This window comes from Rhodanobacter umsongensis (assembly GCF_042654965.1).
GTDB lineage: Bacteria > Pseudomonadota > Gammaproteobacteria > Xanthomonadales > Rhodanobacteraceae > Rhodanobacter > Rhodanobacter umsongensis.
On sequence record NZ_JBHSMK010000005.1, the window covers coordinates 132886 to 147010 of the forward strand.

Consider the following 14125-nt stretch of genomic DNA (forward strand, 5'->3'; position numbering starts at 1 on the left):
GCGCTGCCCGGCCGGATCTCCCCTGCCCGGTCCCGTTCGCTTTCGGGGCCGGGATCTTTTTTTCGGACGCCTGCGCCAGCGGCGTCCGCACTCGGTTCACGGGAAGCTGCATGACCAGGCACCACTCCGCCCTTCCTGGCCGTGCCCGCCGCGCTGTCGCGGCGCTTGCGTTCGGCCTGGCCGGCACCCTCGCACTGGCCGGCTCCGCGGCGCCGGCGACGACGGCGCCACCCGGCTCCGGCGTCTGGTACGAAATCTTCGTGCGCTCCTGGGCCGATACCAACGGCGACGGTGTCGGCGACCTCGACGGCGTCACCGCAAAGCTCGATTACCTGCAGGCGCTCGGCGTCAGCGGTATCTGGCTGATGCCGATCAACCCCTCACCCAGCTATCACGGCTATGACGTCACCGACTACTACGGCATCAATTCCCAGTACGGCACGCTGGACGATTTCCGGCACCTGCTGGGCGAGGCACACAAGCGCCACATCAAGGTCATCATCGACCTGGTGATCAATCACACGAGCGACCAGCACCCCTGGTTCAAGGCCGCGCGCGATCCGGCCAGCCCGTATCACGACTGGTACAGCTGGGCCGGGCCGCACACCGACCTGAGCGCGACCAGCGCCGTGGGTGGCCAGGCCTGGCGCAGCAGCGGCAGCGCGCATTACCTGGGCGACTTCACCGGGGCGATGCCGGACCTGAACTACGACACGCCTGCCGTGCGCAGGGAAATGCTCAAGATCGGCCAGTACTGGCTCAGCCAGGGCGTCGATGGCTTTCGCCTCGACGCGGCCCAGCACATCTACTACGACTTCAAGGCGCAGGACGGCGACCTTGCGGTGCTGAAGAAGAACCTGGCCTGGTGGTCGCAGTTTCGCCACGGCATGGAATCGATCCGTCCGGACGTCTATATCGTGGGCGAGGTCACCCAGGACTCGCCGGACAAGCTCGCGCCGTGGTTCGGCCCGCTCAGCGCGGTGTTCGATTTTCCGCTGGCGAGCCAGCTGATCGACAGCGCGAGGAACGAGCTGGCTGGCCATCTCGGCGCCCAGCTGGCGCAGACCGACGCCGCCTACCGCAAGGCCAGCGGCAGGTCGGGGGTGGATGCGCCGTTCCTGTCCAATCACGATCAGGATCGGGTGATGAGCCAGCTCGACGGCAACCCGCAGCACATGCGCATGGCCGCCGCGATGCTGCTCACCCTGCCGGGCCGGCCATTTGTCTACTACGGTGAGGAGCTGGGCATGCGCGGACGCAAACCCGACCCTGATCTGCGCGGGCCGATGCGCTGGAACCGCGCGCCGGACGTGCCGGGCGAAGCAACCTGGAAGGCATCCACCCCGCACGACGATGCCGCGGTGTCGGTGCAATCGCAGCAGGCCGATCCGGATTCGCTGTTGCACCACTACACGATGCTGATCCATTGGCGCCGCGAGGTCAGCGCCCTGCGCGACGGCGCGATCCATCCGCAGCTGCTGGACAATCCACACCTGGCTGCCTGGCAGCTCGACGACGCGAGCAGCCATGTGCTGGTCGTGCACAACCTGTCGGCGCAGCCGCAGGACGTACCGCTGGGCAACACTCGTTTCCGCACCGTGCGGCTGCACAGCAAGCCGGGCATCACGCTTCAACACGGCCGCCTGCAGATGCCGGCGTATGCCACGGCGATCCTGCAGTAGAACGGCACGCACACGGAGTTTGATGCGATGAAGAAGGCAATACTCGCGGGTTTCAGCATGTCGGCGGTGTGGCTGTGCCTTGGCCTGGTGCCGACACCCGGCGTCGCCGCGGTCGCATCGTCGCCACAGGTGGCCCCCATGGTTCAGACCTCGCACAACGAGCAGTCCGGCGGACTCGTCGCGGGTCAGCTCACCATCCGTTTTGTCGCACCCGGCATCCTGCACGTGCAGCGCAATGACGCCGGCCGGGCCGACGTCTCGACGCTGGCGATCGCCCACGACACCGCTCCGACGCCCTTCACTGCGATCCTTCCTGTCGACACCGGTAGCGGCAAGACGCTCAGCTCCGACCGTGGCGTGGTCCGCTGGGACGGGCAGAACGCACAACTGCAGATCGACGGCTTGCAAGAACATCGCTTGCTGCAGCTCGATCCCGGCTCGCTGTCCCGCGGCGCATTGGTCCTGGGGCACGATCCGCGGGATGCGCTGTACGGCATCGGCGGCTACGACGCCACCGAGGATGCGTCCGCCGGCATGCTGCGCAGCGGCAAGCAAGTGGCCACTGCCGGCGAGCAAGGCCACGCCGGCGCGCCGCTGGTATGGAGTACTGCCGGCTATGGCGTGTTGCTCCACAGCGATGGCGCCACATTTGCACTGACACCGGGCAGGATCAGTGTCAGCGGCACCGCAAGCGGAGACCCCGACTTCTACGTCCTCCTGGGCACGCCCGCGCAGATCTTCGACGCGGTGGCCCGGCTCAGTGGCCACTCCCCGCTGTTTCCGAAGTGGGCCATGGGCTTCACCAACAGCCAATGGGGCATCGACGAGAAGGAATTGCGGCAGATCGTCGACACCTATCGCGCCAAACGCATCCCGATCGACAACATCACGCTGGACTTCGACTGGAAGGCCTGGGGCGAGGACGACTACGGCGAGTTCCGCTGGAACGCCGCCAAGTTTCCCGACGGCCCCAGCGGCGCCTTGAAGAAGCAGATGGATGCCCGCGGAATCAGGTTGACCGGCATCATGAAGCCGCGCATCCATGTCGATACGGTGGAAGGGCGCTACGCCAGCGCGCATGGCTTCTGGGTGCCGGGCGAACAAGCCAGCGCCGACTATTTTTCGCACAAGCCGGTGAAGAACATCGACTTCGACCTGGCCGCCGCACGCACCTGGTTCGGCAGGCTGGCGATCAAGTACGGCTACGAACATGGCATCGCCGGGTGGTGGAACGACGAGGCGGACACCACCGGCAGCGATACCGAGTTCATGAACATGCAGCGCGCGCTGTACGACAGCCAGCGCGCCATCTCGAACCAGCGGGTGTGGTCGATCAACCGCAACTTCTGGCTGGGCTCGCAGCGTTATGCCTACGGCCTCTGGTCCGGCGACATCCCCACCGGCTTCGCCAGCATGGCTGGGCAGCGCGCGCGCATGCTCAGCGCGATCAACGTGGGCGCGATGCAGTGGGGCATGGATGGCGGGGGCTTCAAGGACGGCACGCCGACGCCGGAGAACTACGCACGCTGGATCGAGTTCGGCGCATTCACGCCGATCTTCCGCGTGCACGGCGACTTCGGCCAGAAGCGCCAGCCATGGGTGTACGGGCCGATCGCGGAGAAGGCAGCGACCCGGGCGATCCGCCTGCGCTACGCGCTGATCCCGTACATCTACAGCTACGCCCACCGCTACAGCGCCAGCGGCATCGGCCTGGTGCGCCCGCTGCTGTTCGACTGGCCCCATGATCCGGACGTGCGCAATGACGTCGACAGCTGGCTGTTCGGCGACTGGCTGCTCGTGTCGCCGGTGGTGGTCGAAGGGCAGACGGCAAAAGACGTCCATCTGCCGGCGGGGCGCTGGATCGACTGGTTCAGCGGCAAGGTTCACGAAGGTGGCCGAAGCGTGCATCTGGCCATCGACAGCACGACCTGGGCCGACATCCCGCTTTTCATCCGCGAAGGCGCCATCATCCCGACCCAGCCACCGATGGACTACGTCGGCGAGCACCCGGTGGCCCAGCTTGATGTCGACGTGTTCCCCGCCAGCCACCGCACGCAGTTCGACTACTACGACGATGACGGCGAAACTTACGACTACGAGCACGGCGCGTACTTCAGCCAGACGCTGGCCGTGCAGCGGCACGACGATACCGTGCAGTTCGAGACCGGCGCGGTCGCCGGCAGCTACAAGCCGGCGCTGCAGTTCTACCTGCTGAAGATCCATGGTGATGCTGCCGCCGCCGTCACCGGCAACGGCAAGGCGATGCCGTCGTTCGCCGGTCTCGATGCGTTGCAGCGCAGCCATGGCGAAGGCTGGGCCAGCGGCCGCGATCGCTTCGGCGTCGTGACCTGGGTGCGGATCGCCGCCGCTACGCGGCAGATCGTGGTGCTGTCGCCGAAGCGCTGAGCGGCCGGTTCCCTGCACAGTAGACGCCGGCCCCAAACCGTACGAGACTTCGCGTCCGCATGTAATCGTTTACATTCCTGCGGCGCCTCGCTCTTTCCCTGCTCGCAACGCCATGGACCCCGCCATGAACCAGGTGTCATCCGCCCGCCGCCGCCTTCTTTCGTTCTGCGCCGCCGCCTTGCTGGTCATCGGAACGGCCTGCGCCGCGCCGGCCACCGGCACCGAACAGATCCGCGTCGACGTCAGCGTCGCCGGTACGCCCTTCCCGCATTTCTGGGAACACATGCTCGGCTCCGGCCGCGCCTCGCTGGCGCTGCGCGACGACTACCGCAAGGACCTGGACGCCGTGCACCAGGCCACCGGCGTCGGCTACATCCGCTTCCACGGCATCCTCGACCACGACGTGGGCCTGGTGCAGCGCGACGCGCAGGGGAAGATTTCCTACAACTTCTCCTACACCGACCAGATCTACGACGGCCTGCTCGAACACGGCTTCAAGCCGTTCGTCGAACTCGGCTTCATGCCGCCAGAGCTGACCTCTGACGCCGCCGCGCTGCACCCTTTCTGGTACCACCCGAACATCGCGCCGCCGAAGGACTACGCCGAGTGGGACGCGATGATCGGCGCCCTGGCAAAACATCTGGTCGGGCGCTACGGCATCGACGAAGTGGCCAGCTGGTACTTCGAGGTGTGGAACGAGCCGAACATCGGCTTCTGGGCCGGCACCCCGGCGCAGGCAAGCTACTTCACGCTGTACGACCACACCGTGCGTGCGCTCAAGGCAGTCAGCCCGCGCATCCGCGTGGGTGGCCCCAGCACGGCGCAGGCTGCGTGGATCCCCGATTTCCTCAAGCATGCGCACGAGGCGAAGGTGCCGGTGGATTTCGTCAGCACCCACGTCTATGGCGACGACACCGCCGCCAACGTGCTGCACAGCGACGAAGACGTGCCGCGCCGCGACATGGTCTGCCGCGCGGTGGACAAGGTGCACAAGGAAATCGCCGCGTCGCCGTATCCACGCATGCCTCTGATCTTCAGCGAGTACAACGCCAGCTACGCCAACCTGCCCAACGTCACCGACACCGTGTTCATGGGGCCGTGGCTCGCCAACACCATCCGCGAGTGCGCCGGCAAGGTCGAGGCGATGAGCTACTGGTCGTTCTCCGACGTGTTCGAGGAACAGGGCATCGTGCGCAACCCGTTCTACGGCGGCTTCGGCCTGATCGCCACCAACCGCATTGCCAAGCCGGCGTTCAACGCATTCGCCATGCTGCACAAGCTGGGCGACAGGCGCCTCGCGGCGGATTCCGATTCGGCCCTGGCCACCCGTCGCGTCGACGGCAGCGTGGTCATCGCGCTGTGGAATTACGCCCCGCCCGTCGGCAACACCGCCAGCTACACGCCAGGCGAACCCGCCGGCGCGCCGAAGCATTTCAGCCTCGACGTGCGGCACCTGCCGGCCGGCGCCCACGCCACCGTGTGGCGGCTGGATGCCACCCACGGCAACGCAGTCGCCGCGTTCGACCGCATGGGCCGCCCCGACTCTCCCAGCCGCGAGCAGATCATGCAACTGCGCGAAGCCGGCAAGCTGGCCGCGCCGGAGTCGGTGAAGGCGAACAACGGCAAGTTCGAGATCACCGTGCCGGTGCAAGGGCTGGTAGTGGTGGAGTTGCGCTGATCGACGAACCCCGCTGGTCGCTTGCTCAGCTCTCGCCGACAGCTTCTCCCTGCCGTACCCGCAGCGCGTGCTCGCGGCAAAGCTGCTCGACCAGGGCACGGTGGTCGGGCAGGTCGTTCAACGCATGGCCGGCCATCTGCCGGATCATCGCGAACTCGCGCTGCGCCGCCTCCATCTGCGGATAGGCGCTGCGCATCGGTTCGAGATCGGTCTGGAATTCCATGCCGTACAGCACGTATTGCCAGCTGGCCGGCATGAACATCTCTAGGTCGGTGACGAAGTCCAGCCGGTGCGGCGGGCGATGGCGCCATAGCGCGAGGCGGTCCTGCAGCGTCTGCGGGATGCTCGCGGGAGCGGTGTTGTCGATCCAGAACGCGCTGTCGCGGCGCTGCGACAGGCAATAGTGCATCTTGATGAAGTCGATGATGCGCTCGTAGCGCGCGATCATCATGTCGTTGAAGCGACGCGCGGTGCGTTCCATGTCGTCGACATCGCCCGGCAGCAGGTGGGTGATCAGGTAGGCGGCCAGTTCGACCAGGGCGATGCCGGTGGATTCCAGCGGCTCGACGAAGCCGCCGGCCAGGCCCACTGCCACGCAGTTGCGGTGCCAGTGCTCGGGCCGGTAGCCGGTCTCGAACTTGATGTGCAGCGCTTCCAGCCCGGCCGCCGCGTCGCCCACGTAGCCGCGCACCACTTCTTCCGCGCGGGTGGCGCCGCTGTGCCGCGACGAATACACGTAGCCGATGCCACGCCGCTTCTGCAGGCCGATGTCCCAGATCCAGCCGGACTCCTGCGCGGTGGCGCGAGTGAACGGCAGGATCGGCGCGTCCGGGCGCGAATACGGCACCTGCAACGCCACCGCGCGATCGGCGAACAGCACGTCGCTCCGGCTATGGAACGGCGACTGCAGCGCGCCGCCGATCAAGGCGCCGCGCAAGCCGGTGCAATCGACGTAGAGGTCCGCGGTGAGCTCGCCGATTTCCCGGGTGACGATGCGCGCGATCGCGCCCGATGCATCGAGCTCGGCGCGTTCCACCATGCCCAGGTGACGCTTGATGCCGAGGCTCTGGCCATGTTCGGCCAGCACGGCGGCGAAGCAGGCGGCGTCGAAATGGTAGGCGTGGTTCATCGGCCCCTGATAGTCGGGATCGCCTGGGCGCTTTGGCGCGCGGCCATGGTCGATCAGGCGCTTCTGCATGGTCACCGCTTCGGCGAAAGCCATGCCTTCCGGGGCGCCGCCGAGCAACCAGTACGGCAGCAGCTCCGGGCTGCCGGCGCGCTGGCTGGGCAGGCTGAAGGGATGGAAGAACCGGTCCGCCCCCGGCTCGCCGGGCGGGCGCACCCAGTTCACGTACTGGATGCCCTGCTTGTAGGTGGCGGTGGCGCCGACCAGGAATCGACGCTCGTCCAGGCCGATCGCGGCCAGCGTGCCGCGGATCGACGGGAATGTCGCCTCGCCCACGCCGAGCAGGCCGATGGCCGGCGACTCGACCAGCTCCACGCGGATACTTCCTGGCGCCGCCGTGTTCAAGGCCTTGGCGAGGTAGCAGGCGGTCAGCCAGCCGGCGGTGCCACCGCCCACCACGAGAATCTTCTGAATGCGCGACATCTCACCCTCTCCATTGTCGTGTTGCTTCGCAACAAGCTTATCGGCGATTTTCGCAGTAGGATCGCCCTCGATGACAGCGCTGTCATGCCTTCATTTGACAGCGCTGTCATACAGACACTACCGCATGTTCACGACGCTTTGGGGAGAGGGTGAGATGAAATTACGCTACTCGGCTTTGTACGTCGCCTTGACCGCCATATTCGCTGCCGGCGCCGTCCATGCCGCGCAGGATTCAACTCCGCAGGACGCAGCGGCCACCAGGAAGGTCAAGGACCTGGACAGCGTCCAGGTCACCGCGACCAAACGCGAAACGCCGCTGCAGAAAACCCCGGTCGCGATCAGCGCGATCAGTGCCGACTCGCTCGACAAGGAGCGGGTGATGACGGTGCAGGACATCACCAAGCTGGTGCCCGGTTTCGAGGCCACCTCGCAGGGCGACCATGGCGTGGTCACGTTGACCATGCGCGGCATCGGCAATGACAGCGCGAAGACCGAATACGCCGATCCGGAAGTGGCGATGTTCATCGACGGCGTGTATTCGCCGCGGCCGGAAGCGGCCGCCGGCCTGCTGCTCGACATCGATCGCGTGGAAGTCCTGCGCGGTCCGCAAGGCACGCTGTGGGGCCGCAACTCGACCGCCGGCGTGGTCAATTTCGAAACCGGCAAGCCGGACACCAGCGGTTTCTACGGCAATGCGCAGATCGAGGCCGGCAACTACAGCCACGTCGGCACCCGCGCCACGGTGAACCTGCCGATCAGCAGCACCTTCGCGCTGCGCTTCGCGATGGCGCAGGAGCAGCACGACGGCTACGTGGATTACCAGAACCCCACGCAGCAACTGCCCAGCGTGGCGCAGCAGCAGGCGAACTACCTGGCCAGTGGCGGCACCTTGGCCACGTTCCAGCCGATCAACTCCAGCAACTACGTGACCGGCGGCGACAAGTACAACGCGCAGGACCAGTCGGCCGCGCGCGTCAGCGCGATGTGGCAGCCGAGCGACGCGTTCACCTGGAACCTCTCCTACGAGTACTTCCGCGACCGCGGCACGCCCGGCATGAGCCTGATGCAGCAGCCGCGCGCGGGGCAGGATTTCTGGTCGGCCCTGATCGATACCGCGCCCTACCTCAAGCGCGATTCGCATACGGTGCGCAGCCGGATGGACTTCAAGATCGGCGATTCGATGCTGCTGAGCTACGTCGCCGGCTTCAACCGCTTCTCCGGCAAGAGCAACTTCGACCAGGACAACGGCGCACAGGTGCCGACCAGCTTCACCACCGGTGCGTCCTACCAGGCCGACCGCACCAACTTCTCCAACTACAAGAACTACAGCCACGAGCTGGACCTGAAATCGACCGGCGACAACGCGGTGGACTGGATCCTCGGCGCCTACTACGCGGCGGAGGACAACAACATCCGCTTCGACATCCCGATCTTGAACGGCACCGCGCAGGGCACGGTGGCCTGGCAGGGTTCGTTCATCCAGCCGAAGGAAACCGTGGAAACCACAGCCTTCTTCGGCCAGGCCACCTGGCACATCACCGACGGCCTGCGCCTGACCGGCGGCGCGCGCTGGTCCAACGACAAGAAGGAAAACAAGAACGGCCGCGGCTGGGGCTGGGCCTATGACCCAACCGTGCCGCAGGTGCCGATCTCGCCGGACGTCGAGCCGGGCAACGTGGGCTTCAACGTCTCCACCGTCAACGACGCGAAGTACGACAAGAGCAAGGTCACCTGGCTGGCGCGGCTCGATACCGACGTGGGCCAGCACGGCCTGCTGTATGCCAGCGTATCCACCGGCTACAAGTCCGGCGGCACGCAGGACGCCGGCACGCTGTACGCACCGGAGACGCTGACCAACTACGAAGTCGGCTCGAAGTTCAGCTTCCTCGACGGGCACCTGACCTGGAACAGCGCGATCTACTACGAGCAGTTCAAGAACTTCCAGCTGGCCGCACCGATCACCTACCCCGACGGCAACCGTGGTCTCGGCTTTTCCAACGTCAAGGGCACCACCAAGGTGATGGGCTTCGAATCGGAGCTGGCGCTGTCCAGCGAGAACGACCGCCTCAACCTGGTGTTCTCGGCGATCCCGAAGAAGGAACTGGGCACGCTCAAGTACGCCGGCAGCAACGATTACCAGGGCTTGCCCGCGTGCGACCCGGCGTCCGGCATCAGCGCCTGCATCGACGTCAGCGGCAACGACCTGCCGCACGCGCCGAACGCCTCGCTCACCGCGATCTACGAGCATGATTTCCGCCTCTCCAACGGCGGCCGGCTGACCCCGCGCATCTCCGCGCAGTACCAGAGCTCGCAGTGGCTGAGCACGTTCAACCTGGGCGACGGCGACAAGCAGAAGGCGTACGGCCGCGGCGACGTCTCGCTGCGCTACAACGAACCGCAGGACCGCTGGTGGATCGGCGCTTACGTGCAGAACGTCACCGACAACAAGGTACGCACCAGCGCCGGCCGCTTCGCGCTGCCCGGCGGCAGCTTCGCCTATACCTCGCAATACCTGCCGCCGCGCACCTACGGCGTCAACGTCGGAGTGTGGTTCTAGGTTCTCCCTGGCGACGCCCCTCCCCTAGGTCGCCACTGGATGCCCCTGCAACGGGGCATCCTTTTTTTGGCCTGCTCGGCAATGACGCTCCGCGGGAGGTTCGGTTCGCGCCGGGCATGGCTTGCCCAAGCCGGCGAAACCGAAGCATGCGGCACCGGCCCAGTTCGACTCTGGCCCCGAGGGGCTACGCTCAGGGAGAACGGAAGGCGGGGCATGTCGCCGCGCGGACGGCGATGCCCGGCACGGCGATGGCATTCATCGCCCGGTGCCTGCGGCCGGGCATGCCAGCGCCTGGTCGGCCACCGTACCCAACGATACGTCGGCGATGGCGATGTGCTCGCCCGGGCTGCTGGTCCATTCGAATGGCCGGTCCAGCTTGCTCATGTCGGCGCCTGCGTCGCGGAAGCATTTCAACGGCACGCCCACGCGCAGCCACTGTCCGCGCGGCAGTGCGGCCAGCTGTTTGCCGATCGGCACCGCCGCGCCGCAACCGCTGCCGCACGCGACGCCGATCGTGGTGCCCTGTTGCGACAACCCGTCGACACGCAGCGTGGTCACCAGCATCACGTCGCCATTGGTTTCGCGTCCCACGTCCAGCGGCGCCGGTGCGACCAGCGCGGCACGTGCCGTGCCGTGGCCAGACCAGTCCAGGCGGCGCGCGTCTTCTTGCGCCTTGTAGTCGAGCGAGGCGACACGCAGGCTGCCATCGGCGGTCGCGCCGGGTGTGGCAGTGATGTTGGCAGCCGCGCCGTTGGCGCCGGTCAGGCGCAACGCGAAACCCTGCGCCGGCTTGCCATGGCTGAAATAGACGCCGGCCCGCGCGCTGGTCAGTTCGATCCCGGCATCTTCGGACAACGGGCCGGTGTGGCCGCGATCGGCGTAGGTCAGGCCGAAGCCGTAGGGAAACTGCGGCGGCTCGCCGCGCGCGGCAGCGGCCACCGGAATCTGCACGGCCGTGCGCGGCCACGCGTACGCGAGCCTGCCGTGGAAGTCGTGCGCGATGCGGCCATCGCGCGTGCGCAACAGCACGTCGGCGATGCCCTCGCCTTCGCTGCCCGGCAGCCACGCCACCACGAAGGCGTTCGCGGCGTTGATCTCGCGGTTCATCCACAGCGGTCGCCCGGTCAGGAACACTGCCACCACGGGCACGCCCTGCTTGCGCAGGCCGCTCAGCAGGTCGAGATCGTGATCGTTGCCGGGCCGGTAGGCGAGGTTCGGCAGGTCGCCCTGGAACTCGGCGTAGGGATCTTCACCGAACACCACGATGGCGACGTCGGGCTTGTTCGTGTACTTGCCATCGACCGACAACTCGGCCGTGCCACCGGCGGCCTGCACCTGTTCGCGGATGCCGGCAAAGATCGAGGTCGCACCCGGAAAATTCGCATTGGTCAGGCCGGTGCCCTGCCAGGTCAGCGTCCAGCCACCGTTCTGCTTGGAGATGTTGTCGGCGCCGTCGCCGACGACCAGCACGCGCTTGCGCGGATCGATCGGCAGCACACCGTCGTTCTTCAGCAGCACCAGCGACTCGCGCACCGCCCGCCGCGCGAGCGCGCGATGCGCGGGGCTGCCGATCACTTCTGCCGACTTGGCGACCAGCGCGTTGGCCGACGGCAGCCCGGCCTCGAACATGCCCAGCCGCAGCTTCACGCGCAGGACCCGGCTCACCGCGTCGTCCACGCGGCTCATCGGGATCACGCCGGATTTCACCTCGGCCAGCGTGTTGGTGTAGAGGCCCTTCCAGGAATCGGGCGCTTCCAGCATGTCCAGCCCGGCGTTGTACGCCACCGGGCAGTCCTCGTTGGTGCAGCCGGGTACCTGGCCGTGTGCGTTCCAGTCGCCCAGCACGATGCCGCCGAAGTCCATCCGTCCCTTCAGCACGTCGGTGATCAGCGCCTTGTTGCCGGCCATCTTCACCCCGTTCCAGCTGGAGAACGACACCATCACCACCTGTACGCCGGCCTGGATCGCCGGGGGGTAACCGGCCGCGTGCACGTCGCGCAACACCGCTTCGCTGACCTGGGCATCGCCCTGATCCTTGCCGTCATGCGTACCACCGTCGCCCACGAAATGCTTGGCGGTGGCGATCACGTGATCGGCGTCCAGATAGCTCGATGTACCGAGCCTGCCTTCGAGGCCTTCGATCACGGCGGCGGCGTACTGCGCCACCAGCGCCGGGTTCTGCGAGTAGCCCTCATACGCGCGGCCCCAGCGGCCGTCCTGCGGCACCGTGAGTGTCGGCGCGAAGGTCCAGTTGATGCCGCTGGCGCGCAACTCCCTTGCGGTGACTTCGCCGATCTGGCGGATCAGTTCCGGGTCGCGCGCATTGCCCAGCGCGGCGTTCTGCGGAAACAGCGTGCTGCCGACCAGGTTGTTGTGGCCGTGCACCGCATCGATGCCGAACAACACCGGAATTGCCAGGCGCCCGCCCGTGGTGTCCATCGAGGCGCGATGGAACGCATCGGACAGCTTCTGCCACTGCTCGGCCGTGCCGTACTGCCCGCCGTCCGGTCCGGAGTTGCCGCCGGCCAGGATCGAGCCCAGGCGATAGGTGCGCACGTCGTCCGGCGTCACCGACTTGATGTCGGCCTGGATCATCTGGCCGACCTTGTCCTCCACCGACATCTTCGCCAGCAGCGCGTGGACCCTGGCCTCGAGCGCGGGGTCCGGCGGCAGCGGCCAGCGACCTTGCGGCCATAGCTCGGGGTGGACGGTGGCAGTATCTGCGGCCGAGATGGAATGAACGGGCATAAGCAGCGCGCCAGCGAGTGATACGGCCAGGAAAATGCGACGCAGGAACAGCGGCGATGGTGGCGACAAGGGCACAGCAGGGCTCCGGGCTGGCGCGCCGGCGGCACGCGTGAAACCGCATACTGGCACGAATGACAGCGCTGTCAATTTGCTCCGCAACATGACCGGAAACCAGCCGGCCCCATGCGCCGACCTGCGCGCGCCTGCCCGCAGTCGCGCGGTTATCCGGGTTGTTTGGGAGCCAGGACATGGCGGCTGGGCCGCCTACGGCACCGCAGGTGCTGTCAGCTCAGGGAACGGGCGCCGTGGAATCGCGGATCTGCAGCGCGAACGGCACCTGCACCATGTGGCCGGGGCCACGGCCGCGCAACAGATTGAGCAACTGCTGGGCGGCGATCTTGCCCATCGCACGGCTGGGTTGCTGCACGGTGGTCAGCGCCGGCCACAGCTGGCGCGCCAGTGGCGTGTCGTCGAAGCCGCAGACGGAAAGATCGTGCGGCACCTTCAGTCCGTATTCGCCGGCCGCCCACATCACGCCGGTCGCCATGTCGTCGTTGGCGGCGAACACCGCCGTGGGCCGTTGCTTCAGCGCGAACAGTTCGCGCGCGGCGGCGACGCCGGAGCCGAACGTAAACGCGCCTTGCACCACCAGCGCCGGATCCTCGGGCAGGCCCGCGGCAGCCATCGCCTCGCGGTAACCGGCCAGGCGCCAGCGGCTGGCGCCGTGATCGGCGATGCCGACGACGTGGGCGATCCGCCGATGCCCCAGCGCCAGCAAATGCTCCACGATCGCCCGCGCGGCAGCCTGCTCGTCCATGTTCACGCCGATGACGCCGCTGCGTTGCATCGGCGACACGCTGGCGTAGGGCACGTTGCGCTCGCGCAGGCGTTTCAGCAGCGGTGCGTAGTCGGTGATGGGCGGCGTCAACACCACGCCGTCGGGGTGATGGTCGGAAATCAGCGCATCAAGCCGGCGGATGAAATCGTCGCCGCGCATCCGCAGCGGACGCACCATCATGCTGTAGCGGTGTTCGTCGCAGGCCTCGAGCACGCCGTCCTGGATTTCCGCCAGGTAGGTCGAGGCCGGGTTGTCGTTGTTGTCGTACAGCATCGCCACCAGGAACGACCGCTTGCCCGCCAGGCTGCGAGCCGAAGGGTGCGGGCGATAATCCATCGCCTCCATCGCGGCGAGCACGCGCTTGCGCGTGTCGTCGCTCACGTTGGCCTCGTCGTTGAGCACACGGGACACCGTCTTGGGCGATACGCTCGCTGCGCGCGCCACATCTTCGAGGCGTACCCGCATGGAATCTCCCGCAATGGTCACTGGTGTCGATTGACTATGCCGTCATCGCCGTCCGCTTTACAAGAAGCCATCGTGGCCGGCGATCGACGCCGGGCGCACGTCGGCCTTGCGCGAGAGGTGGCGGTCGATGGGCATGAATACG

7 protein-coding genes are annotated in these 14125 nt (G+C 67.0%); 4 read left to right on the forward strand and 3 right to left on the reverse strand.

Annotated elements, in window-relative coordinates:
- The first annotated feature begins 110 nt into the window (after window positions 1-110).
- The 3 genes from ACFPME_RS09835 to ACFPME_RS09845 all read left to right on the forward strand — a co-directional run bounded on the left by ACFPME_RS09835 (window position 111) and on the right by ACFPME_RS09845 (window position 5766).
- The gene (locus ACFPME_RS09835) at window positions 111-1682 is read left to right on the forward strand and encodes an alpha-amylase family glycosyl hydrolase (protein WP_377304681.1); all 1572 of its coding nucleotides are present in this window, start codon (window positions 111-113) and stop codon (window positions 1680-1682) included.
- Between the two features lie 27 nt (window positions 1683-1709).
- Complete coding sequence (locus ACFPME_RS09840) at window positions 1710-4088, forward strand: glycoside hydrolase family 31 protein (RefSeq protein WP_377304683.1); 2379 nt, start codon at window positions 1710-1712, stop codon at window positions 4086-4088.
- A gap of 124 nt (window positions 4089-4212) precedes the next feature.
- Window positions 4213-5766, forward strand: a complete 1554-nt coding sequence (locus ACFPME_RS09845) for a GH39 family glycosyl hydrolase (RefSeq protein ID WP_377304685.1) — start codon at window positions 4213-4215, stop codon at window positions 5764-5766.
- 25 nt (window positions 5767-5791) lie between these two features.
- On the opposite strand, the gene ACFPME_RS09850 is transcribed toward ACFPME_RS09845, so the two are convergent.
- Window positions 5792-7375, reverse strand: coding sequence for a tryptophan halogenase family protein (locus ACFPME_RS09850; RefSeq protein ID WP_377304687.1), 1584 nt, complete (start codon window positions 7373-7375; stop codon window positions 5792-5794).
- A gap of 154 nt (window positions 7376-7529) precedes the next feature.
- Here ACFPME_RS09850 and ACFPME_RS09855 point away from each other — a divergent pair, with 154 nt between their 5' ends.
- Window positions 7530-9932, forward strand: a complete 2403-nt coding sequence (locus ACFPME_RS09855) for a TonB-dependent receptor (protein ID WP_377304689.1) — start codon at window positions 7530-7532, stop codon at window positions 9930-9932.
- 255 nt (window positions 9933-10187) lie between these two features.
- On the opposite strand, the gene ACFPME_RS09860 is transcribed toward ACFPME_RS09855, so the two are convergent.
- Both ACFPME_RS09860 and ACFPME_RS09865 read right to left on the reverse strand, forming a co-directional pair.
- The gene (locus ACFPME_RS09860; protein ID WP_377304692.1) at window positions 10188-12842 is read right to left on the reverse strand and encodes a glycoside hydrolase family 3 protein; all 2655 of its coding nucleotides are present in this window, start codon (window positions 12840-12842) and stop codon (window positions 10188-10190) included.
- 127 nt (window positions 12843-12969) lie between these two features.
- Entirely contained in the window at window positions 12970-13983 is a 1014-nt protein-coding gene (locus tag ACFPME_RS09865; protein WP_377304694.1) for a LacI family DNA-binding transcriptional regulator, read from the reverse strand.
- Window positions 13984-14125 lie beyond the last annotated feature (142 nt).

What these genes read in the sequence shown, in the direction of transcription:
- ACFPME_RS09835 (WP_377304681.1), top strand. Translation starts at nt 111, where the DNA reads ATGACCAGGCACCACTCCGCCCTTCCTGGCCGTGCCCGCCGCGCTGTC.
- ACFPME_RS09840 (WP_377304683.1), top strand. Translation starts at nt 1,710, where the DNA reads ATGAAGAAGGCAATACTCGCGGGTTTCAGCATGTCGGCGGTGTGGCTG.
- ACFPME_RS09845 (WP_377304685.1), top strand. Translation starts at nt 4,213, where the DNA reads ATGAACCAGGTGTCATCCGCCCGCCGCCGCCTTCTTTCGTTCTGCGCC.
- ACFPME_RS09850 (WP_377304687.1), bottom strand. Translation starts at nt 7,375, where the DNA reads ATGTCGCGCATTCAGAAGATTCTCGTGGTGGGCGGTGGCACCGCCGGC.
- ACFPME_RS09855 (WP_377304689.1), top strand. Translation starts at nt 7,530, where the DNA reads ATGAAATTACGCTACTCGGCTTTGTACGTCGCCTTGACCGCCATATTC.
- ACFPME_RS09860 (WP_377304692.1), bottom strand. Translation starts at nt 12,842, where the DNA reads ATGTTGCGGAGCAAATTGACAGCGCTGTCATTCGTGCCAGTATGCGGT.
- ACFPME_RS09865 (WP_377304694.1), bottom strand. Translation starts at nt 13,983, where the DNA reads ATGCGGGTACGCCTCGAAGATGTGGCGCGCGCAGCGAGCGTATCGCCC.